We start from the raw sequence: 21,143 nt of genomic DNA on the forward strand, positions 1-21,143 counted from the left end.
GTCAGATCACCAGCCTGCGGCGGAAGCGCCGGCGGCCGACGTACACGCCGGCGACCAGCATGGCGAGCAGGAACAGCGCGTGCCCCAGTGCGGGCAACGGCGCGAGGCCGTCCAGTGTGACGCCCCGGACCAGCTCGTTGCCGTGCCAGACGGGGGAGAGCCAGACCAGCGGCTGCACCACGGCGGGCAGCCGGTCGACCGGGAAGAACGTGCCGGCGAACAGCGTCATCGGCAGCACCACGAAGCGGTTCAGCGCGACGAAGGCGTGCCCCTCGCCCCGGGTGGTGGCGGCGAACGCCATGACCGGTGCCGCGCAGGCCGCCCCGATGAGCACCGCGAGCGGCAGCGCGAGCAGGACGCCGGGCCCGGTCCACGCTCCGAAGAACAGCGCGGCGACCCCGTAGATCCCCGCCGAGACCGCCAGCCTGATGACGATCCAGAGGAGCTGTCCGCCGAAGAGCTGCTCCGGCGTGATCGGCGTGGCGCTGATCGCCACGTAGTCCCGCTTCCACTTGAAGCCGGACAGGACGGGGTGCCCCGACTCGTTCACCGCCGTCGCGATGACGCCGCTGACCAGCAGCGCGGGGGCGATGTACTGCAGGTAGGTGATGCCGTCCGGGATCGAGCCGGCCTTGACCTGGGAGCCGAAGCCGAGGCCCATCGCCCCGAGGAAGAGCACCGGCTGGAGCCCGGAGGAGTAGAGGTTGGCCCGCCAGTAGCGCCGGTACCAGGCCCACTGGCCCTCGATGCGCAGGCCCATCGCCCGCCAGGGCCCGACCACCGCGCCGGTGGCACGGGCCTCCTGCCGCGTGTGCGTGTCGAGGGCCATGTCAGTCCACCAGCATTCGGCCGGTCAGGCGCAGGAAGACGTCCTCCAGGGTGGAGCGCCGCACCAGGGTGGAGAGCGGGTCGACGCCGCGTTCGGCCACCCGGGCCGCGGTGTCCTCGGCGTTCTTCGTGTACAGCAGCAGCCGGTCGGGGAGCACCTCGACCCGCTCCACCAGGCTGTCGACCTGGCCCACGTACTGGCCGGGGGTGCCGGGCCGGAACCGCAGTTCCAGGACCTCGCGGGTGGAGTACTGCTCGATCAGTGCGGCGGGCGAGCCCTCGGCGACGATCCGGCCCGCGTCCATCACCACCAGGCGGTCGCAGAGCTGCTCGGCCTCGTCCATGTAGTGCGTGGTGAGGATCAGTGTGACGCCGCTCTGCTTGAGCCGGAAGAGCCGGTCCCAGAGCAGGTGCCGGGCCTGCGGGTCGAGTCCGGTGGTCGGCTCGTCGAGCAGGACCACCTCGGGGTCGTTGACCAGGCCCCGGGCGATGGTGAGCCGGCGCTTCATGCCCCCGGAGAGCGGCTCCACCGCGTCGTCGGCCCGGTCGGAGAGCTGGGCGAACTCCATCAGCTCGACGGCCTTGCGCCGCACGTGCGCCCGGGACAGCCCGAAGTACCGGCCGTACGTCTGCAGGTTCTGCCGGACGGTCAGCTCGCTGTCGAGGTTGTCGGCCTGCGGCACGATCCCGATGCGGGAGCGGATCGCCGGGCCGTGCGTGTCGGGGTCCATGCCGAGCACCCTCAGGTCGCCCCCGGTCCGCGGGGACATGCAGGAGATCATCCGCATGGTCGAGGACTTCCCGGCGCCGTTGGGGCCGAGGAACCCGAAGGCCTCGCCCCTCGGCACGGTGAAATCGACGCCCCGGACCGCCTCGAAGTCCCCGAACCTCTTTTTCAAGCCCCTGGCCGAAATGGCCGCGGTGCTGTCGGCGCCCGCAGCTTTTGACTCGGTCACAACCCACCACCCATCATTTTTATATGACCTGAATCGTTATCCTATGAGGGCAGGTAAGGACCCGCAAGCAACCTCCGACCGTACCGCAGGTCCCTCCGGATTTCGCCCAACCCCCGCCGGGAAATCGAAATCCGCGTCCGGACCGGCCGGCGGGCGCCGAGGGCAACTCGCGGGAAATAATCCGTGATCGCCACAAGGGTCACGATTGTCCAGTTTGTCATGTTCCCAAAGAAACAGTTCAGGCCCAATAGTATGCGGACAACTTGGGCTCCGGCAGAGCCTTGTCGCACCTGCTGCCCGGTGTTAGCCTGACTCGCGTGAATGCATCGGATGAACTCAACTCCCCGTCCCTTACCGGGTATTTCGTCGAGGTGTCCATTCCGGGAATGGAACTCTGGCCGGAGTTGCGTAATCGGGCGCGAAGTCTGCGCGAGCACGGCGTCCCCGTCCTGTTCCTCGCCACCGAGGAGTTCGCCTCCGTCTACGAGGAGTGCGCCGACGAGGTGGTCATCTGCCCCGACGTCTTCTCCGAGGACGCGGTCGTGGAGGCCCTCACCCCCTTCCAGGGCAGGCTCGACCGGTTCTCGATCATCAACGACAAGATCTGGCCGGTGCAGCTGGGCGCCGCGCGCCGCCTCGGCATGGACTTCCCCGGCTTCCAGGGGCAGCTCAACTGCCGCATCAAGCCCCGGCTGCGCGAGGTGCTCGCCGAGCAGCTCCCGCTGCACACCGAGGTGTTCGCCGCCGCGGACCTCACGCCCGAGAACGTCGCCGCCGCGGTCGAGCGCCTCGGCACGCCGTTCGTCATCAAGCCGATCTGGGGCACCGCGAGCGCCTTCGTGGACATCGTGAAGGACCCGGCGCGCGCCTACGACGAGCTGGCCGAGACCTTCGAGAGCCTGCGCGCCGACCACCCGCACGGTCCGTTCGACGACGGCACCCGGGTCTGGGACCCGCGCAACGAGGTCCTCCTGGAGTCCTTCATCGGCGCCGGCCGGGAGCTGTCCTTCGAGGCCTTCGTCCAGAACGGCGACCTCGTCCCGCTGCTGATCCAGGAGAAGCTGCTCTGGGCCGAGCAGGACGGCTTCCGCCTGGAGACCGCCAACGTCTGCCCCACCCCCTTCGTCTCCGCCGAGGAGGAGGCGCGCATCCGCGACATCCTCGAGGAGGCGCTGCGCGAGCTCGGGGTCGACGACACCTTCGTCCACATCGAGCTCAAGTGGGACGGCGAGAACGTCTCCATCATCGAGATCAACCCGCGGATCGGCGGCGGCAGCGTCGCCAAGACCCTGATCGCCTGGCTCGACGCCGACGTCCGGGAGATGGGCCGCAAGCTGCAGATGGGCGAGCCGCTGCCGCGCAAGTACGCGCGGGTCAAGGAGGGCTTCCTCCTCGGCGTCTTCGTCAACGCGGTCGAATCGGGCATCTTCAAGGAATTCACCGGTCTCGACTGGGTGCACGCGCAGCCCGAATTCGATTTCGAGCAGAGTTATCTGCAGGCGGGCCAGCGGGTGCCGGGCCGGGGCGAGTCGAAGGCCACCCGCGAGGGCTGGATGTACACCTACGACGCCTTTTTCCACGTCACCGACGAGGCGCGGATCGACGAGCTGCACGACGAGACCCGCAAGCGCGTCCTGCTGACGTTCGAAACGCCCTGAGGCATTCGCCGGCGCACCGCGCGGCGGCACGGCCGGCGGCGTCCGGACGGTCCCCACGGACCGCCCCGGACGCCGCCGGCCGACCGGTAGGCCCCCTGGACACCGTCCCGGGGGCCGTCGCCGTGCCACGGCCCCTGCGGTGCCCGGTCGGCCCACCTGCGGTTATTGGACGGCCCGGCCCCTTGCTGCCAAAATGTAGGGACTTGCCCCCAGACACAGCCGCCGGCCCCGTTGGTCACGGCGAGAGGAGCCCAGTCGTGTCCAACGCGCGAACCATCCGCCAGTTCGAGCAGCGCATGGCCGAGGTGCTCCGGATCCGCCCGAACCAGGTCAAGGACGTGTTCCGGGGCGCCCGCCCGACGTCGATCCGGGTCAACCGCCTCCTCGACGAGGCGAAGTACCGGGAAACCCTCGACATAGTCCGCGAGAAGGCGCCCAGCGCATTTCCCGTCGAATGGTGCGACCACACTTTCCTGTGGCCCGAGAGCGACGGATTCGAGGACATTCTCGAACTCGCCCACGAAGGCCGCGTCTATCTGCAGAACGCGTCCAGCCTCATTCCCCCGGTGGCACTCGACCCGCGCCCCGGGGACAGCATTCTGGACGTGGCGTCCGCGCCCGGCGGCAAGGCCTTCCACCTCGCCGCCCGGGTGGGCAACGACTGCGACCTCTGGCTGAACGACGCCGCCGCGCCGCGCGCCCGCAAGCTCGGCGAGCTGGCCAAGACCTACGGCGTCAACTACGGCGAGCTGACCACGCACCAGGCCCAGTACATCGACAAGGAGCTGCCGGCCGAGTCCTTCGACCGGATCCTGCTCGACGTGCAGTGCTCGGGCGAGGGCCGGGTCGACATGCGCAAGCCGATCACGTTGCGCTACTGGTCCGAGGAGCGCATCGAGAAGTACAAGTTCCTCCAGCTGAAGATGCTCAGCGCGGCCTACACCCTGCTGAAGCCGGGCGGCGTGATGGTGTACTCCACCTGCACGCTCAGCCCGGAGGAGGACGAGTTCCCGGTCAGCAAGATCCTGCAGCGCCGCTCCGACCTGACGCTGGAGCCGCTCGGGTTCTCCGAGCCGTCGTTCCTGCCCGGGGTGACCTCCTGGCGCGGCACGAAGTTCGACGAGCGCCTCAAGCACGCGGTCCGGGTGGCCCCGAGCGACCTCTTCGAGGGCTTCTTCGTCGCCCGGATCGTCAAGGCCGGGCCCGCGGACGCGTAGGGCGCGACGGGTCGGCCCCGGGCCCGGCGGCCCGGGGCCGACCGCCGGTCAGCCGGTCAGCGGCTCGACGTCGGCGACGACCCGCTCCTGCGCGAGGTCGAGCGCCCGCCCGGTGCCGGCCTCGTCCCCCGCCACCGCGATCAGCGCCGCGAGCCGCGGGATCGGGTTCTTCGGGGGCAGCAGCAGCTGCGTACCGGGCCCGGCGAGCGCGGCCGTGTGGACGATGCCCGGCACGCTCCCCGCGGCCGTCAGGTCGACGGACCGCACCGTGCAGTCGTGTGGCGGGTAGACGAAGCGGACCTCCGCCGTGCCGCCCCCGCCGCCGCCGCGGGTGGCCGGCTCCGGGTCGTGCCCGAGCGCGATCTCGGCGGCGGCCTTCACCAGGTCGATCCCGGTGGCCATCCGGCTGATCAGGGGTATCAGGTCCCCGCCGAGCCGGGCGTTCAGCTCGACCAGCCGGGGCCCGGCCGCGGTCAGCCTGACCTCGGCGTGGGTGACGCCGTAGTCCACGCCCAGGGTGCGGTGCGCGGCCCGGACGAGTTCGGCGACCTCCTGCGGCAGGGCGTCCGGGGTGGCGGCGGTGACGAGGTGGCCCACCTCCTCGAAGTACGGGGGGAAGCCGAGCCGCTTCTGCGCCACGTGGACGCAGTGCACCACGCCCTCGAAGACCACGCTGTCCACGCTGATCTCGGGGCCGTCCAGGTACTCCTCGACGAGGATGCCCTCACCGGCCGGCAGGGTGGCGTACGCCGCCCCGGTGGCCAGCTCGAACGCGGCGCGCACGGCGGCCGCGTCCTCGGCCCTGACCACCCCGATGCTGCCGGCCAGCGAGCGGGGCTTCACCACCACGGGGAAGCCGAACTCCTCCGCCGCGGCGACCGCCTCGTCGGCGGAGGACACCAGCCGGTGCGCCGCCGACGGCAGTCCGGCCCCGGCCATCAGCGACCTCGTCGCGTACTTGTCCCGGCACCGCGCGACGGCCGCGGACGACATGTGCGGCAGCCCGAGCTTCTCGCAGGCCAGCGCCGTCGCCTCGAGGACCAGCTCGTCCCAGGTGAACACCCCGGACGGCCCCTGCTCCGGGGCCAGTTCGGCCAGCGCCGCGGCGATCGCGTCCGGGTCGGTGCAGTCGACCACCCGGTGGTCGGTGAGGTATTCGCGCTGCCAGGTCGGCTCAGCGGGGAGGACCGCCGACAACGCGTAGTCGCCGGCGAGGGACTGGTAGCAGTACTCCCGGTAGGGCTGCCCCCCGCTCCCGACGATGGTCAGCCGCGGCCTGCCTTGTTCCGTCACGTGCATTCCTCTCCGTCGTCACCCGGGGCCCCCGTCGGTGTCGAAGAGCTCCCGGCCGTATCTCCCCGGCGCCTGCCGGACCGGTGCGTCCCGGTCCAGCAGGAACGCCGCCGAAGCCGTGCCCCCGGGGGGCATGGCGCCGGTCGGTATCCCGAGCGGCAGCAGGACGGTCCGGCCGCCGCCAAGCGGGCGGCCCGGGTAGGCGGTCAGCCGGGCGGTCCCCGACTCCTCGCTCACCCCGACCGCCGTCGGCGGCACCCGGAGCCCCTCGCCGGTGGCCTTCAGGACCGCCTCCTTGTACGTCCACCGCCGCAGCAGCCAGCCGTCCCGCTCCGCCTCCGGGACGCGCCCCAGCTCGGCCGACTCCCGCTCGCCCAGGGCGCGCCGCAGGGCGGCCGACTGCCGCCGGGGGGAGGCCGCCGGGGCCTCGGCGTCCACGCCGACGACCGCCCCCGCGGCCACCGCGACCAGCACGACGTCCCCCGCGTAGGAGACCGACGCGTCCAACGGGCCGGTGATCCGGGGCCGTCCGTGCGGCAGCGGGCAGTCCGGGCAGTCGCGCAGCACCTCGACCTCCCGCGGGCCGGTGCCCGAGAACTCCGCGGCGGCCAGCCGCAGCAGCGCGGCCGCCACGGTGAACCGGCGCCGGTCGGCCTCGGCCGCGTACAGGTCGCGCCGCACCGCCTCGGCCGGCGCGAGCAGCGCCTCCAGCCCCGGTCGGTGGTCCGCGGTGCGGGCCCACCAGACCCGGCAGGCGACGGCGCCGTCGGCCCCGTCCGCCGCGGCGGCCTTCGGTGTCACCGGGCGGGGTGCGGCAGCGCGGTGCACGCCGACCGGACGTCCTCGACGAGGTGCCGCAGCAGCGGTGCCGGGTCGGCGCCGAAGTAGAAGTGGTCCCCGTCGAGCGTGCGCAGCCCGCGGAACGCGGTGGACTCCGCCTCCCAGGCGGCGACCCGGCCCGGGGTCGCGAGCGCGTCGTCGCGGCCGCGGAACACCGTGAGCGGCACCGGCAGCGGCTCCGCGTGCGCGGGCCGCCACTGCTCCACCAGTCGCAGGTCGGCCCGGATGATCGGGCCGAAGATCTCCCAGAGCCTCGGGTCGTCCAGCAACTGCTCCGGCGTGCCGCCGAGTTCGCGCACGTGCCGGCGCAGCTGAGCCTCGCTCAGGGTGTGCCGCAGGACGACCGGAGGCGCGGAGCGCGGGGCCCGACAGGCGGAGATCCCGAGCCAGACCGGCGGCACGGCGCCCTCCCCGACCAGCCGGCGGGCCAGTTCGTACGCGACGATGCCCCCCATGCTGTGCCCGAAGAACGCGTACGGAACGTCGTCCCCGGGGCGCACCTGGTCGAGGAAGTAGCCCACCAGCCGGTCGAGTTCGTCGATCAGTTCGCGTCCCATCAGGCTGCCGTGCCCCGGCGCGTCCAGCGCCTGCACCTCCCAGCCCGCGGGCAGCCGGTCCTGCCAGCCGTGGAACAACGTGCCGGACCCTCCGGCGTGGTGAAATCCGAAAAGCCGGATCGTTGTCGCGCCATTCACCTCGAAGCCGCTCAACGACACCCCTCCCCACGGTGTTTCGGCCATTCCCCGGCCCAACTCTGCCAGATCACCGGCCGGACGTTAACGGGGGAAATGAATCATTGCCTCCCGCCTTCCCGGAGGATAGCTTGATCGGGCCATGACCAAGTCGTCCTGGAGGACGTTCTCATGCCGACTGCGAGGAACGAGGACGCGGGAGCGCGCCGGCACGTGGTGGTCATCCACCGCTGGCGGGACGCGTACGCACACTACGACGACTACCTCGATCACGCGACCCACGCCGTCAGTTACGTGACCACCGAGGTGGGCTCGGCCGGCGTGCCCGCCGCCGCGGCCGACGTCGTGCTGGTGGCCGCCACCGACGACCTGGTCGAGGTGCGCGAGGCGGTCTGGGAACTGACCCGGCGCCACGGCGCCCCGCAGGCGGTGGTCGCGCTCAAGGAGGACGACCTGCTGATCGCCGCGCAGTTGCGCGCGGAGTGGGGCCTGGCCGGCGCCACTCCGCAGGACCTGCTGCCCTTCCGCGACAAGCTGGAGATGTGCCGGCGGGTCCGGGACGCCGGACTCCCCGTGCCCGCGTTCGCCGCGGTGTCCGCCGCCGCGGACGTGGAGCGGTTCGCGGCGCGGCACGGCTGGCCGCTCGTGCTGAAGCCCGTACGGGGCAGTTCGAGCGCGGGCGTGCGGATCGTGCACGGTCCGGCGGACCTCGCCGGGGTGCGCTGGGGCGACGAGGCGCCACTGCTGGTGCAGGTCCGGCGGACCGACCCGATCTACCACGTCGACGGCCTGTTCCGGGACGGCCGCCTCGACGTCTGGCGCGCCTCCCGCTACGTCAACACCTGCCTGGGCTTCCGGGACGGCTCCTACCTGGGCTCCGTCGAGGAGACCGACCCGGCCGTCCTGGCCGCCGTGGAGGCCGCGGCCCCGCGCTTCCTCGCCGCGCTGACCGCCGCCCCGACCGTCTTCCACCTGGAGGTGTTCGTCGGCACCGGCCCGGACGGCACCCCGCACTGCTCCTTCCTGGAGGTCGGCGCCCGGGTCGGCGGCGCGGAGATCCCGTTCGTCTGGCGCGACCTGCACGGCTACGACCTGATGGAGGCGGCGTTCGCCCTGCAGCTGGGGGAGCAGCCGGCCAAGGGCCGGCCGGCCTCCGGGGCGGTCGGCGGCTGGCTGCTGGTCCCCGCGCCCGCGGAGCGGCCCTGCCGGATCACCGCCGTCACCCCGATGACGGGCCGGGTGCCGGGCCCGTACGCGGAGTCGCTGCTCACCGCCGGGGAGGTGCTGCCCGCGGCGGACGCCTATTACGAGCACGTCGGCGGGCGGTTCCGGTTCCGGGGGGCGACCGGCGCCGAGGTGGAGGCCGCCATCCGCGCCACCGCCCGCGACTTCCGGGTCCGCGCGGCCCCCGCCTGACCGCCCCCGGGCGGGCGCGGCCCGGGTGGTGCGCCCGCCCGTCCGGGCACAGCGAAAAGGTCGGTACCGTGATCACGGTACCGACCTTTTCGTCGATGCTGCCGAACACCTCGCGGTGTTCCGCTGTGCGCGAGGGGGGAGTTGAACCCCCACGCCCTTTCGGGCACTGGAACCTGAATCCAGCGCGTCTGCCTATTCCGCCACCCGCGCATGGGTGTCGTCCTCGTTGCCGACCGATCTTCCGAACCGCTCGGTACCATGAGTACTTCGCGTTTCCTTGGACCGGGCTCCCTTTCGGGCGGCCCTTCCGACGTGGAAAACAGTAGCACGACCCGGGGGGCCGCTCCGAATCCGTTCCCGCGCGGAACCGACCGCATCCGAACGGATGCGCGACGAACGGGTGAGCGAGGGGTGCGGGGCCGCCCGGGCGGGCACATCTGGCGTGCCGTACCCGACATGCGTCACCCTGTGTGTCCGAGCCCACCCCCGGGCACCACGCTGTCCGGGAACCGTACGGAAGGGCCCGGCGTGGATACGATCAGTACGGAAGTACCGCAAGTAGGCGCGACCGACTCCCCGGGGGGATCCGGTCGGCAGGCAGGCGAACGAACCCTGGAAGGGGGTGCCCCATGGGAGTGCTGAAGAAGTTCGAGCAGCGACTCGAGGGTCTCGTCAACGGCACCTTCGCCAAGGTGTTCAAGTCCGAGGTCCAGCCCGTGGAGATCGCCGGTGCGCTGCAGCGCGAGTGCGACAACAACGCGAGCATCTGGAACCGCGACCGCACCGTCGTGCCGAACGACTTCATCGTCGAGCTGAGCCCGCACGACCACGAGCGGCTCAGCCCCTACTCCGGGCAGCTGGGCACCGAACTGGCCGGCATGGTCCGCGAGTACGCCGAGGCCCAGCGGTACACCTTCATGGGCCCGCTCCAGGTGAACCTGGAGAAGGCCGACGACCTGGACACCGGGCTGTACCGGGTGCGCAGCCGCACCCTGGCCGCCGAGGAACCCCAGCAGTACTCCCCCCAGCAGCAGCCCGGCTACGACCGCCAGCCGGCCGCACCGGCCCAGGGCGCACCGTGGCAGCAGCAGGGCGCCGGCCAGTTCGGCACGCCCCCGCCGCCCGCCGCGCCCCCGGCGATGCCCCCGGGCCCGCCCGCGACCTCCGGCGGCAACGTCCGGGCCTTCCCGGGTGCCGGCCACGGCGCCTCGGTCCGCCGCTGGATCGAGGTGAACGGCGCCCGCCACCAGATCTCCGGCGCGGCCTGCGTCCTCGGCCGCTCGACCGAGGCGGACGTGCGGATCGACGACCCCGGGGTCTCCCGGAAGCACGCCGAGATCCGCCCCGGCACCCCTTCGATGGTCCTCGACCTGGGATCCACCAACGGCATCGTGGTGGACGGGCAGCACACCCAGCGCGCTACGCTCCGCGACGGCTCCCGCATCGTCGTGGGCTCCACCACCATCGTCTACCGACAGGTCGAAGGGTAGTGTCCGAGTTGTTCGCGCGCCTCACTCACCGACGGGCGGGCCGGCCATGTCAGAACTGACCCTCACGGTCATGCGGCTGGGCTTCCTGGCCGTGCTGTGGCTGTTCGTCATCGTCGCGATCCAGGTGATCCGCAGCGACCTGTTCGGGACCAAGGTGAACCCCCGGTCCTCGCGCCGCGGCGCCAACGCGGCCGCGAACGGTTCCGCGGCCACCACCGTGGCCACCGGCGCCCCCGGGGGCCGCCCCGCGCCCGCCCAGACCGCGCCCGCCCCCGCGGCGGGCCAGACCCAGGGCGGCGGGCGCCGCCGCGGCGCCCCGACCCAGCTCGTGGTCGTGCAGGGCTCGCTGGCCGGGACCACCGTCGCGCTGCAGGGCCAGACGATCACCCTGGGCCGCGCGCACGACTCGACCATCGTGCTGGACGACGACTACGCGTCCTCCCGGCATGCCAGGATCTATCCGGATCAGACTGGGCAGTGGACGGTCGAGGATCTAGGCTCCACCAACGGCACCTATCTGGACCGGCAGCGCCTGACCGCGCCCACCCCGCTCCAGCCGGGCATGCCGATCCGTATCGGCAGGACCGTCATCGAACTGCGGAAGTAGTAGCGCATGAGGGACAGCATCCCGTCCATGACCCAGAGGGGGGCACAGGTCGCATGACCCTGGTGCTGCGCTTCGCCGCCGGCTCCCACAAGGGACTGATCCGGGAGGGGAACGAGGACTCCGGCTACGCCGGGCCGCGGCTGCTGGCCGTGGCCGACGGCATGGGCGGCGCCGCGGCCGGCGAGGTCGCGTCCTCCGAGGTGCTCGGCTCGATCGTCCGGCTGGACGAGGACGTGCCGGGCGCCGACCTGCTGACCCTGCTGGGCGACGCCGTCCAGGGCGCCAACGACCGGCTCCGGCAGATGGTCGAGGACGACCCCCAGCTGGAGGGCATGGGCTGCACGCTGACCGCCATGCTCTGGACGGGCCAGCGGATGGGCATGGTGCACGTCGGCGACTCCCGCGCCTACCTGCTGCGCGACGGTTCGCTGGTGCAGATCACCCAGGACCACACCTGGGTGCAGCGCCTGGTCGACGAGGGCCGGATCACCCCGGAGGAGGCCGAGACCCACCCGCAGCGCTCGCTGCTGATGCGGGCGCTCGACGGCCGCGGCCAGGTCGAGCCCGACCTGTCGATCCGCGAGGTCCGGGCCGGCGACCGCTACCTGATCTGCTCCGACGGCCTCTCCGGCCCGGTCAGCCACCAGACCCTCCAGGACACCCTCGGCAGCTTCTACTCGCCCGAGCAGACCGTGCAGGAGCTGATCCAGCTCGCGCTGCGCGGCGGCGGTCCGGACAACATCACCTGCATCGTGGCCGACGTCATCGACGTCGGCGCCACGGACACCATGAGCGGCCAGTTCAACGACGTCCCGGTGGTGGTCGGCGCGGTCGCCGACACCCCGCCGTCCTCGGCCGCGGCCGACCGCTCGATCGCCGACACCCCGGCCGGCCGCGCGGCCGGCCTCGGCCGCAACCCGCAGGGCACCTTCGGCCCGGCCGAGGGCTACGAGGGCGAGTACGGCGGCCAGGGCGGCTTCGGCCCCGCCGAGGGCTACGAGGGCGAGTACGGCTACCCGGCCGAGCCGTCGGTGTACGGCACCGAGGAGTTCGACGAGCCGCGTCCGAGCCGGCGCAAGCGCAAGGGCCTGACCGTCTCGGTGGCCGTCCTGGTCACCCTCGGCCTGCTCGGCGGTGCCGGGTTCCTCGGTTACCAGTGGACCCAGGACCAGTACTACGTCGGCGAGGACGGCGACCACGTCGCGGTCTACCAGGGCGTCAACCAGAGCCTGGCCGGCCTGAGCCTGTCCTCCGTCCACTCCTCGTTCAGCAACGTCAAGCTGAAGTTCCTGCCGCAGGACCAGCGGGCGCACCTCAGCAAGACCATCTCGGTCGGCAGCCTGAACGACGCCAACGCCACCGTCCAGGAGCTCGACGGCTGGTCCCAGCTCTGCCAGAAGGTCGCCCAGGCGGCCCAGGCCGCCCCGCCCGCGCAGGGCACCCCGGCGACGCAGGCCACCCACGCCGCGTTCCTGGCGAGCACACCCACCCCGGGCGAGAAGAGCCGCGGACCGGCCGCCGCCGTCCCCAGCGCCTCGCCCACGCCCGCGCCCACCACGAGCACGCCCGCCCCGAGCACGCCCGCCCCCTCGCCGAGCGCCACCGCGCCGGCCGCCGGTTCGCCGGGCGACCTGCCCGGGCTGACCGACGAGGAGCGCGGCCGGGCCGAGTCCTGCCCGAAGCCGTGACGTCCGTGATCCGACATAGGCCCGCCCCCTGCGGGACCGCCGGCCGTCAGGGGGCGGTCACCACGTGAGCACCTACGACCTGAGCGGCGACCCCGGCCGGACCGGCCGGCGTCGCGCGGCGGCCGAACCCGCCGCGCCCCGACGCCGGGGCAACACCACCATCTCCCCGCAGGGCGCGCCGAACCGGCGCAACACCGAGCTGGCCCTGCTGGCCTTCGCCGTCGTCCTGCCGATCCTCGCGTACGCCAACGTCGGCCTCGCGATGGACTCCGCGCTGCCCGCCGGCATGCTCGGCTACGGGCTCGGCATGGGCGCGCTGGCCCTGGTGGCGCACCTGCTGGTGCGCCGCTTCGCGCCGTACGCCGACCCGCTGATGCTGCCGATCGCCACGCTGCTGAACGGGCTCGGCGTGGTGATGATCTGGCGCCTCGACAAGGCCGGCAAGCTGCTCAGCGGCAACTACCCGGCGGCCCAGAACCAGCTGATGTGGTCGGGACTGGGCATCACGCTGTTCATCGGCGTGATGGTGTTCCTGAAGGACCACCGGGTCCTGCAGCGCTACACCTACATCTCGATGGTGGCGGCGCTGGTGCTGCTCGCCGCGCCGGCCTTCTTCCCGGCCCGGGCGGAGGACTTCGGCGCCAAGATCTGGATCCGGGTGGGCAGCTTCTCCATCCAGCCCGGCGAGTTCGCCAAGATCATCCTGACGGTGTTCTTCTCCGGCTACCTGATGGTCAAGCGGGACGCCCTGGCGCTGGCCAGCCGCCGCTTCATGGGGCTGTACCTGCCGCGCGGCCGCGACCTCGGCCCGATCGTCGTCATCTGGCTGCTCAGCCTGCTGATCCTGATCTTCGAGAACGACCTCGGCACGTCCTTCCTGTTCTTCGGCCTGTTCGTGGTGATGCTCTACGTCGCCACCGAGCGGACCAGCTGGATCCTGTTCGGTCTGCTGATGTCGATCGGCGGCGCGGTCGCCGTGGCCTCGACCGCCGACCACGTGAAGGTCCGCATCAACGCCTGGCTCGACCCGATGGCCGCCTTCGCCCCGCACCCGCCGAAGGGCGCCACCGAGCAGATCGGCCAGTCGCTGATGGCGCTCGGATCCGGCGGGGTGACCGGCTCGGGCCTGGGCCAGGGCCGCTCCTGGCTGATCAACTTCGCCGCCAAGAGCGACTTCATCCTGGGCTCGTTCGGCGAGGAGCTCGGACTGACCGGCCTGATGGCGATCTTCCTGCTGTACGGGCTGCTGGTGCAGCGCGGTCTGCGCACCGCGGTCGCCGCCCGCGACCCGTTCGGCAAGCTGTTCGCGGTCGGCCTCTCCTCGGCGATGGCCCTGCAGGTCTTCGTCGTCGCCGGCGGTGTCACCGGGCTGATCCCGCTGACCGGTATGACCATGCCGTTCCTCGCCCAGGGCGGCTCGTCCGTGGTCGCCAACTGGGCACTGGTCGCCATCCTGCTGAAGATCAGCGACAGCGCCCGCCGACCCGGGGCCGAACCGGCCCCCGCCACCGAGGGCCAGGGAGGACCCGTCCGATGAACAAGCCGATCCGCCGGGTCTCGATCTTCTGCCTCGTCCTGATCCTGGCCCTGATGGTCCGCACCAACTGGGTGCAGGGCGTCCAGGCCGACGCCTGGGCCGGCAACAAGAACAACAAGCGCCAGCAGTACGACCGCTACGCCCACCCGCGCGGCAACATCATCGTCGGCGGGCAGCCGGTCACCAAGTCCGACTTCGTCAACGGCCTGCGCTACAAGTACAAGCGCTCCTGGGTCGACGGCCCGATGTACGCCCCGGTCACCGGGTACTCCTCCCAGGTCTTCGGCTCCAGCCAGCTGGAGAACCTGGAGGACGGCATCCTCTCCGGCAGCGACGACCGGCTGTTCTTCCGCAACACCCTGGACATGCTGACCGGCGAGCAGAAGCGCGGCGGGGACGTCCTCACCACGATCAACGCCAAGGTCCAGAAGGCCGCCTTCGACGGCCTCGGCGACAAGAAGGGCGCGGTCGTCGCGATCGACCCGAAGACCGGCGCGATCCTGGCGCTGGTCTCCACCCCCTCCTACGACCCGAGCACCATCGCCGGCAGCGAGGGCACCGACTCCAAGGCCTGGACGGACCTCAACGCCGACCCGAACAAGCCGATGCTCAACCGGGCGCTGAAGGAGACCTATCCGCCCGGCTCGACCTTCAAGCTGGTCACCGCGACCGCCGCGTTCGAGAACGGCCTCTACCAGAACGTCGACGACGCCACGACGACGCCGGAGCCGTACATCCTGCCGGGCACCAGCACCCAGCTGAAGAACGAGAGCCCCAACGAGCGCTGCGAGAACGCCACCGTCAAGTCCGGCATGGACCAGTCCTGCAACACGGTCTTCGCCAAGATCGGCGCCGACCTGGGCAAGGAGAAGATGCGGGCGCAGGCCGAGAAGTTCGGCTTCAACAGCACGATCGACACCCCGGTCCGCTCCGAGAAGAGCATCTTCCCGGACAGCGCCAGCCTGGACGGCACCGCGCAGGACTCGATCGGCCAGCACGACACCCGCGCCACCCCGCTGCAGATGGCCATGGTCTCCGCCGCGATCGCCAACAACGGCAGCCTGATGCAGCCCTACCTGGTCGACCAGGAGCGCTCGGCCTCGCTGACGACCATCTCCAAGCACACCGAGAAGCAGTTCTCCCAGCCGATGAGCCCGGCCACCGCGCAGAAGATGCAGGACCTGATGGTCTCCGTGGTGGAGAACGGCACCGGCAAGAACGCCAAGATCCCGGGCCTGCAGGTCGGCGGCAAGACCGGCACCGCGCAGCACGGCGAGGACAACGCCGGACTGCCCTTCGCCTGGTTCACGTCCTGGGCCAAGACCTCCGACGGCCAGTCGGTCGCGGTCGCGGTCGTGGTCGAGGACGGCTCCAACAACCGCGACGGCATCAGCGGCGGCCGGCTGGCCGCCCCGATCGCCAAGGCGGTGATGCAGGCCGCACTCGGCAAGTAGGGCGCGGCTGCGGTGAGTGGAATGTCACGATCGGCACCCCCGTCCGGATACCGGTCTGATATCGGCCGACGGCTGACTCCGGTCCTCCGTGGTCCGACCGGTAGCGTATCCGCCAGCAGCGGGTGTGCCCGTTGCCGCCCGCGAGGCCGCGCACGGCCCGGCCGGAGAACCGGTCGAGTCCCGCGCGGCGTCACCCAGAGCGTGCGGGGACACCTACGTCACAACCTCACCGGCGGGTGAGGGAGAGGGTCGGAACTATGGAAGAGCCTCGTCGCCTCGGCGGCAGGTACGAGCTCGGCGGCGTCCTCGGGCGCGGCGGCATGGCCGAGGTGTACCTCGGCCATGACACCCGGCTCGGCCGTTCCGTCGCAGTGAAGACGCTCCGGGCCGACATGGCCCGGGATCCGTCGTTCCAGGCCCGCTTCCGCCGCGAGGCCCAGTCCGCGGCGTCCCTGAACCACCCCGCGATCGTCGCCGTGTACGACACCGGCGAGGACTACATCGACGGCATCTCCATCCCGTACATCGTGATGGAGTACGTCGAGGGGTCCACGCTGCGCGAGCTGCTGCACTCCGGCCGCAGGCTGCTGCCCGAGCGCGCGCTGGAGATGACGATCGGCATCCTGCAGGCGCTGGAGTACTCGCACCGCGCCGGCATCGTGCACCGGGACATCAAGCCGGCCAACGTGATGCTGACCCGGCAGGGCAACGTCAAGGTCATGGACTTCGGCATCGCGCGCGCGATGGGCGACGCCGGGATGACCATGACCCAGACCTCGGCCGTCATCGGCACCGCCCAGTACCTCTCCCCGGAGCAGGCCAAGGGCGAGCAGGTCGACGCCCGCTCCGACCTCTACTCCACCGGCTGCCTGCTGTACGAACTGCTGACCGTCCGGCCGCCGTTCGTCGGCGACTCCCCGGTCGCGGTGGCCTACCAGCACGTCCGGGAGGAGGCGCAGCCGCCGTCCGTCTTCGATCCCGAGGTGCGCCCGGAGATCGACGCGATCGTGCTGAAGGCGCTCGCCAAGGAGCGCGACTACCGCTACCAGACCGCCGACGAGATGCGCGACGACATCGAGCGCTTCCTCGACGGCCTGCCGGTGGCCGCCGCGCAGCAGGCCGCCTACGGCATGGGCGCCGCCGGCTACGGCTACGACCAGAACGGCTACCCGCAGCAGCACGACCCGTACGGCCAGACCAACGTGCTGCCGCAGCAGCCCGGCGGCGGCCCGACCACCGTCCTGCCGCAGGCCGCCCCGCAGGCCGGCTACGGGCAGCCCGGGGGCTACCAGGACGACGGTTACGGCCAGACCTACGCCGGTGGCCCGTCGGGCGGCGGCGACGACGGCTACGGCCGCGAGGGCGGCCGGCGCGGCGAGGAGCCGCCGAAGAAGAACAACACCTCCTGGATCGTGCTGGCGGTCGCCGCCGTGCTGGTCCTGGTCGGCACCTTCTTCGTGGCCCAGGCGATGTTCAACGGCAACGACGGCGCCAAGAAGGAGTCGCCGAAGGTCGCCGTGCCGAGCCTGGTCGGCAAGAGCCTGGCGGACGCCAAGACGGCCGCCGCCGCGGCCGGCCCCAAGCTCGTGGTGGCCGAGGGCGACAAGGTCGCCTGCCCGGACAGCAACGTCAAGAAGGACCAGGTCTGCAGCCAGAGCCCGGCCGCCGCGGCGCAGGTGGCGGAGAACAGCACCATCACGGTGCAGCTCTCCTCGGGCCCGGCGAAGTCGAGCGTGCCGAACGTGGTCGGCAAGACCAAGGACCAGGCGACGAAGGCGCTCGCCGACGCCGGCTTCACCAACGTCACCACCGAGTACAAGGACGACGACACCGCTCCGCAGGAGACGGTCACCGCCCAGGACCCGGCGGGCAACGCGGCCGGCGACCCGACCGCCCCGGTCAAGCTGACCGTCTCGCAGGGCAAGAGCAAGGTCGCCGTCCCGAGCGTGGTGGGCCAGCCGAAGGAGGCCGCCCAGGCCCAGCTGGAGCAGGCCGGCTTCCAGGTGGACGCCTCGAAGACCACCCAGACCAACGACCCGACCAAGATCAACACGGTCGCGTCGCAGTCGATCCCGGCGAACAGCAAGGCCCCGGCGAACTCGAAGATCACGCTGACGATCTACAAGGCCCCGGACAAGGCCACCGTCCCGCCGCTGCAGAACGTCAAGCTGTCGGACGCCATCGCCGCGCTCGGCAAGGCCGGCCTGGGCTACACCGTCACCGGCCCGTCCGACCCGAACGCGCTGGTCATGGGCAGCAACCCGCCGGCCGGCACCCAGCTGGACCCGAACAGCCAGGTCGCCCTGGTCACCAGGCCGGCGGAGCCGACCAAAGGGGGCGACCCCCTCCCCTCACCCACCAACACCAAAGGGCAGCCCAACAACTAAGCCCTGGTTCCCGTTCTTCTGAGGCCTGGTTGTCCCGAGCAGTACGCCGAGGGCCCGTCGCGATCACCGCGACGGGCCCTCGGGCGTTCCGGGCACCGGCCCCGCGCGGGCCGCCGGGCCCGCCGACCGGCTGTCAGGAGTGGCGCAGCTCCGGCGGCGGCGTCCGCTTGGCGTCCACGTCGTCCACCCGCACCAGGCTCCCCCACACCGCCATCCGGTAGCGCGAGGTGTACACCGGCGTGCAGGTGGTCAGCGTGATGTACCGGCCGGGCCCGGTGTAACCGGAGCCGACCGGGACGGGCGCGACGATGCCGGTGTCGTACTTGGAGGTCTCCGGCAGGGTGTTGTCGACCTTGTAGACGTACCACTTGTCCCTGGTCTCCACGACGACCGCGTCGCCCCTGTGGACGGCGTCCAGGTCGTGGAACTTGGCGCCGTGGCCGTCCCGGTGGGCGGCCAGCGCGAAGTTGCCGCTCGGGTCCCAGGGCATCGCGGCGCGGTAGGGCTGCTCGTACACCCCGGCCACGCCCTCGGCCAGGACGTCGCCGCCGGTGCCCATCCTGATCAGCACCTGGTAGTCCCGGCCCATCGCCGGGACGTGCAGGAAGCCGAGCGCGTCGCCGGCCGCGTACGGCGCGGCGGGCGCGGCGCCGGGCGCCGGCGTCGCACCGGGCGACGCCGGCGCGGGGGCGGCGGTCGGGCCCGCGGCCCAGGCGCCGCGCAGCCGGTCGGCGGCCGCGGCCGCGGTGCGGTCGGCCTCCACGTTGGTCCACCACAGCGAGTAGGCCACGAACAGGCCCAGCACCAGCCCCAGGGTGATCAGCAGCTCGCCGAAGACGCCGAGCGCGGCCAGTGCCCGGCCCTGGCCGCGCCGGGCCGGCTCCGGGCCCTCCCCGGGCGGCGGGAAGGCCTCCTGCACCGGCTCGGCCGACTGCGCCGTCTCGTCCGTCATCTGCGCTGCTCCCCATCCGTGCCGGGCGGCCGGGCGACTACCCGCCGATCGCGGCCGGCTTGCCCTGACTGCGCGGCCGTTCCTCGGTCATCTTGCCAAAGACGATGAGGCGGAACTTCGAGGTGAACTCCGGGGTGCAGGTGGTCAGCGTGATGTACCGGCCGGGGCCCGCGTACCCGGCGCCGTTGGGCACCGGCTTGATCACGCTCACGTTGCTCGGGGAGGTCTCCGGGATGCCGCCGGTGATCTCGTAGGTGTAGTACGAGGTGGCGGTCTCCACCACGACCTTGTCGCCCTTGGCGAGCTGGTTGATGTACCGGAACGGCTCGCCGTGGGTGTTGCGGTGGGCGGCCAGCGCGAAGTTGCCCGACTTGTCGGCCGGCATGCCGGTGCCCGTGTAGTGGCCGACCAGGCCCTTGTCGAGCACCGCCGACTTGGAGGTGCCCTCGGCGATCGGGAACTTCAGGCCCAGCTTGGGCAGGTAGATGATGGCGAAGCCCTTGCCGGGCTCGAACACCTCCGGCTTGGCCGGGTCCGGGGCCGGCTGGCCGGGAGCCGGCGCCTGCGCCGCGTCGAACTGCTGCTCCAGCTGGTTGCGGGCGCCGCTGGCGGCCGCGTCGGCCTGCACGTTGGTCCACCACAGCTGGTAGGAGACGAACAGCAGCATCACGACGCCGAGCGTGATGCACAGCTCGCCCACCATGCGCGCGGCCACCACGGCCTTGGACTCCTTGGGGCGCGCCCGCCCGGCCGCGCGGCCGTTCGCCCGGCGCCGCCCGTTGCCGGAGCGCACCGAAGTGCGGCCCTGCGCGGCCCGCCGGCGCTCGGCCCGGCCGCCGGTCGGCGGGGCGGGCTCGGTGGCCGGCCCGGCCTCGAAGGCCGGCAGCCGCAGCTGGAGGGTCTGGTCGGGCAGCCACGGGTACTCCGGGCCGGACGCCCCGGGCTGCGCGGCCTGCTCGTAGACGCCCCAGGCGTCCTCGGGAGCGCCCGGGCCCTGCCGGTACGGCTCCTGACGGTGCGGCTCGGCGCCGCCGCCCCCGTACGACCCGTCCCCGTACTGGGCACCGCCGAACGGGGCACCGCCGTACTGCTGCTGCACCTCGCCGTACTGCTGCGCCCCGTCGTACGGGCCCGCCTCCGGCTGGTAACGCCCCTCCGGACGCAGCGTGGTCACGCCGCTCAGCCCCGGCCGATCACCGGGGCGAGCCCGGCCGACCGGTCCACGGCCTGCGGGTGGCCGCACTCGGCCAGCCAGTTCGCGAGCATCCGGTGCCCGCCCTCGGTGAGCACCGACTCGGGGTGGAACTGCACGCCCTCGACGGGCAGTTCGCGGTGCCGGAGGCCCATGATCACACCGCTCCCGGTGCGCGCGGTGACGGCCAGCAGGTCGTCCGGCACGGTGTCCGGGTCGACCGCCAGCGAGTGGTAGCGGGTGGCGGTCAGCGGCGAGGGCAGTCCGGCGAACACTCCGCCGTCCTCGTGCTCGACCAGCGAGGTCTTGCCGTGCAGCAGCTCCGGCGCCCGGCCGACCACCGCGCCGTACGCCACCGCGATCGACTGCAGGCCCAGGCAGACGCCGAACACCGGCAGCCCGATCCCCGCGCAGTGGTGCACCATCTCGATGCAGACCCCGGCCTCCTCGGGCGCGCCCGGGCCGGGGGAGAGCAGCACCCCGTCGAAGCCCTCGTCACCGGACCGGCGGACGGCGTGCCCGACGGTCACCTCGTCGTTGCGCACCACCTCGCAGGTGGCGCCGAGCTGGTACAGGTACTGGACCAGGTTGAAGACGAAACTGTCGTAGTTGTCGACGACCAGGATGCGGGGCGGGGTCGGCTGGGTGGTCATTCTCGCGTGGTCTCCGTGGGATGCGGGGCGGGGTCGGCTGGGTGGAGGGGCCGGGCCGTCGGTTCAGCCGGCCGCGGCACCGTCGCCGCCGTCCACTGTGACGTCACCGAAGGGGAGCAACGGTTCCGCCCACGGGAAGACGTAGGTGAAGAGGAGGTAGACGATCCCGACGACGAGGAGCAGCGAGATGACGGCCCGGACCAGGGTGTTCCCCGGGAGATGACGCCAGATCCAGCCGTACATGGTGCTCCCTCGACGTAGCGGACTGGGGTCAAGAGTAGAC

At 72.1% G+C, this 21,143-nt stretch carries 18 protein-coding genes and 1 tRNA gene; 9 read left to right on the top strand and 10 right to left on the bottom strand.

What is annotated here, in order from left to right; all coding sequences use genetic code 11:
- Window position 1 precedes the first annotated feature (1 nt).
- Both ACIRS1_RS07790 and ACIRS1_RS07795 read right to left on the bottom strand, forming a co-directional pair.
- Window positions 2-829: an ABC transporter permease gene (locus ACIRS1_RS07790; RefSeq protein ID WP_360212926.1), complete on the bottom strand. Its 828-nt coding sequence runs from the start codon at window positions 827-829 to the stop codon at window positions 2-4.
- Between the two features lies 1 nt (window position 830).
- Complete coding sequence (locus ACIRS1_RS07795) at window positions 831-1,727, bottom strand: ABC transporter ATP-binding protein (RefSeq protein ID WP_360212924.1); 897 nt, start codon at window positions 1,725-1,727, stop codon at window positions 831-833.
- A gap of 443 nt (window positions 1,728-2,170) precedes the next feature.
- Here ACIRS1_RS07795 and ACIRS1_RS07800 point away from each other — a divergent pair, with 443 nt between their 5' ends.
- Together ACIRS1_RS07800 and ACIRS1_RS07805 are read left to right on the top strand one after the other, a co-directional pair.
- Complete coding sequence (locus ACIRS1_RS07800) at window positions 2,171-3,442, top strand: ATP-grasp domain-containing protein (RefSeq protein ID WP_360212922.1); 1,272 nt, start codon at window positions 2,171-2,173, stop codon at window positions 3,440-3,442.
- Between the two features lie 257 nt (window positions 3,443-3,699).
- Window positions 3,700-4,659 (top strand): RsmB/NOP family class I SAM-dependent RNA methyltransferase, encoded by a 960-nt coding sequence (locus ACIRS1_RS07805; RefSeq protein WP_360212920.1) that lies wholly within the window; start codon window positions 3,700-3,702, stop codon window positions 4,657-4,659.
- Window positions 4,660-4,707: 48 nt separating this feature from the next.
- Here ACIRS1_RS07805 and ACIRS1_RS07810 read toward each other — a convergent pair whose 3' ends face one another.
- From ACIRS1_RS07810 to ACIRS1_RS07820, 3 genes are read right to left on the bottom strand one after another with little or no spacing between them, the layout of a single operon-like run.
- Window positions 4,708-5,952: an ATP-grasp domain-containing protein gene (locus ACIRS1_RS07810; RefSeq protein ID WP_402837771.1), complete on the bottom strand. Its 1,245-nt coding sequence runs from the start codon at window positions 5,950-5,952 to the stop codon at window positions 4,708-4,710.
- An 18-nt stretch (window positions 5,953-5,970) separates the two neighbouring features.
- Complete coding sequence (locus ACIRS1_RS07815; RefSeq protein ID WP_402837772.1) at window positions 5,971-6,780, bottom strand: 4'-phosphopantetheinyl transferase family protein; 810 nt, start codon at window positions 6,778-6,780, stop codon at window positions 5,971-5,973.
- Window positions 6,750-7,532 carry a thioesterase II family protein gene (locus ACIRS1_RS07820; protein ID WP_402837774.1) on the bottom strand — a complete coding sequence of 261 codons (783 nt, stop codon included), beginning with the start codon at window positions 7,530-7,532 and terminating at the stop codon, window positions 6,750-6,752. The genes ACIRS1_RS07815 and ACIRS1_RS07820 overlap by 31 nt, the downstream gene beginning before the upstream one ends.
- 123 nt (window positions 7,533-7,655) lie before the next feature.
- Between ACIRS1_RS07820 and ACIRS1_RS07825 the strand changes: the two genes are divergently transcribed.
- Window positions 7,656-8,900, top strand: a complete 1,245-nt coding sequence (locus ACIRS1_RS07825) for an acetyl-CoA carboxylase biotin carboxylase subunit family protein (RefSeq protein ID WP_402837776.1) — start codon at window positions 7,656-7,658, stop codon at window positions 8,898-8,900.
- A gap of 126 nt (window positions 8,901-9,026) precedes the next feature.
- Here the strand turns inward: ACIRS1_RS07825 and ACIRS1_RS07830 are convergent.
- Window positions 9,027-9,110: transfer RNA gene (locus tag ACIRS1_RS07830), tRNA-Leu, on the bottom strand.
- Between the two features lie 419 nt (window positions 9,111-9,529).
- Here ACIRS1_RS07830 and ACIRS1_RS07835 point away from each other — a divergent pair.
- The 6 genes from ACIRS1_RS07835 (at window position 9,530) to pknB (ending at window position 18,063) form a co-directional block, all read left to right on the top strand.
- Entirely contained in the window at window positions 9,530-10,390 is an 861-nt protein-coding gene (locus tag ACIRS1_RS07835) for an FhaA domain-containing protein (protein WP_402837777.1), read from the top strand.
- A 46-nt stretch (window positions 10,391-10,436) separates the two neighbouring features.
- Window positions 10,437-10,997: an FHA domain-containing protein gene (locus ACIRS1_RS07840; RefSeq protein WP_360212910.1), complete on the top strand. Its 561-nt coding sequence runs from the start codon at window positions 10,437-10,439 to the stop codon at window positions 10,995-10,997.
- Between the two features lie 53 nt (window positions 10,998-11,050).
- Window positions 11,051-12,685: a PP2C family protein-serine/threonine phosphatase gene (locus tag ACIRS1_RS07845; protein WP_402837779.1), complete on the top strand. Its 1,635-nt coding sequence runs from the start codon at window positions 11,051-11,053 to the stop codon at window positions 12,683-12,685.
- Between the two features lie 160 nt (window positions 12,686-12,845).
- Window positions 12,846-14,222: an FtsW/RodA/SpoVE family cell cycle protein gene (locus ACIRS1_RS07850; protein ID WP_360212942.1), complete on the top strand. Its 1,377-nt coding sequence runs from the start codon at window positions 12,846-12,848 to the stop codon at window positions 14,220-14,222.
- Entirely contained in the window at window positions 14,219-15,676 is a 1,458-nt protein-coding gene (locus ACIRS1_RS07855; protein ID WP_360212906.1) for a penicillin-binding protein 2, read from the top strand. The genes ACIRS1_RS07850 and ACIRS1_RS07855 overlap by 4 nt, the downstream gene beginning before the upstream one ends.
- Window positions 15,677-15,933: 257 nt before the next feature.
- The gene (gene pknB, locus ACIRS1_RS07860) at window positions 15,934-18,063 is read left to right on the top strand and encodes a Stk1 family PASTA domain-containing Ser/Thr kinase (RefSeq protein ID WP_402837781.1); all 2,130 of its coding nucleotides are present in this window, start codon (window positions 15,934-15,936) and stop codon (window positions 18,061-18,063) included.
- 133 nt (window positions 18,064-18,196) lie between these two features.
- Here the strand turns inward: pknB and ACIRS1_RS07865 are convergent, their stop codons facing one another.
- From ACIRS1_RS07865 to ACIRS1_RS07880, 4 genes are all read right to left on the bottom strand, one after another.
- The gene (locus ACIRS1_RS07865) at window positions 18,197-19,015 is read right to left on the bottom strand and encodes a class E sortase (protein WP_402837783.1); all 819 of its coding nucleotides are present in this window, start codon (window positions 19,013-19,015) and stop codon (window positions 18,197-18,199) included.
- A gap of 37 nt (window positions 19,016-19,052) precedes the next feature.
- On the bottom strand, window positions 19,053-20,189 hold the full coding sequence (locus tag ACIRS1_RS07870) for a class E sortase (protein WP_402837785.1): 1,137 nt from the start codon (window positions 20,187-20,189) through the stop codon (window positions 19,053-19,055).
- Between the two features lie 5 nt (window positions 20,190-20,194).
- Window positions 20,195-20,860, bottom strand: a complete 666-nt coding sequence (locus ACIRS1_RS07875) for an aminodeoxychorismate/anthranilate synthase component II (protein WP_360212898.1) — start codon at window positions 20,858-20,860, stop codon at window positions 20,195-20,197.
- Between the two features lie 63 nt (window positions 20,861-20,923).
- Window positions 20,924-21,103 carry a hypothetical protein gene (locus ACIRS1_RS07880; protein WP_280673909.1) on the bottom strand — a complete coding sequence of 60 codons (180 nt, stop codon included), beginning with the start codon at window positions 21,101-21,103 and terminating at the stop codon, window positions 20,924-20,926.
- Window positions 21,104-21,143: the final 40 nt, after the last annotated feature.

It is taken from the genome of Kitasatospora sp. NPDC101176, assembly GCF_044768035.1.
In the GTDB taxonomy this organism is placed as follows: domain Bacteria; phylum Actinomycetota; class Actinomycetes; order Streptomycetales; family Streptomycetaceae; genus Kitasatospora.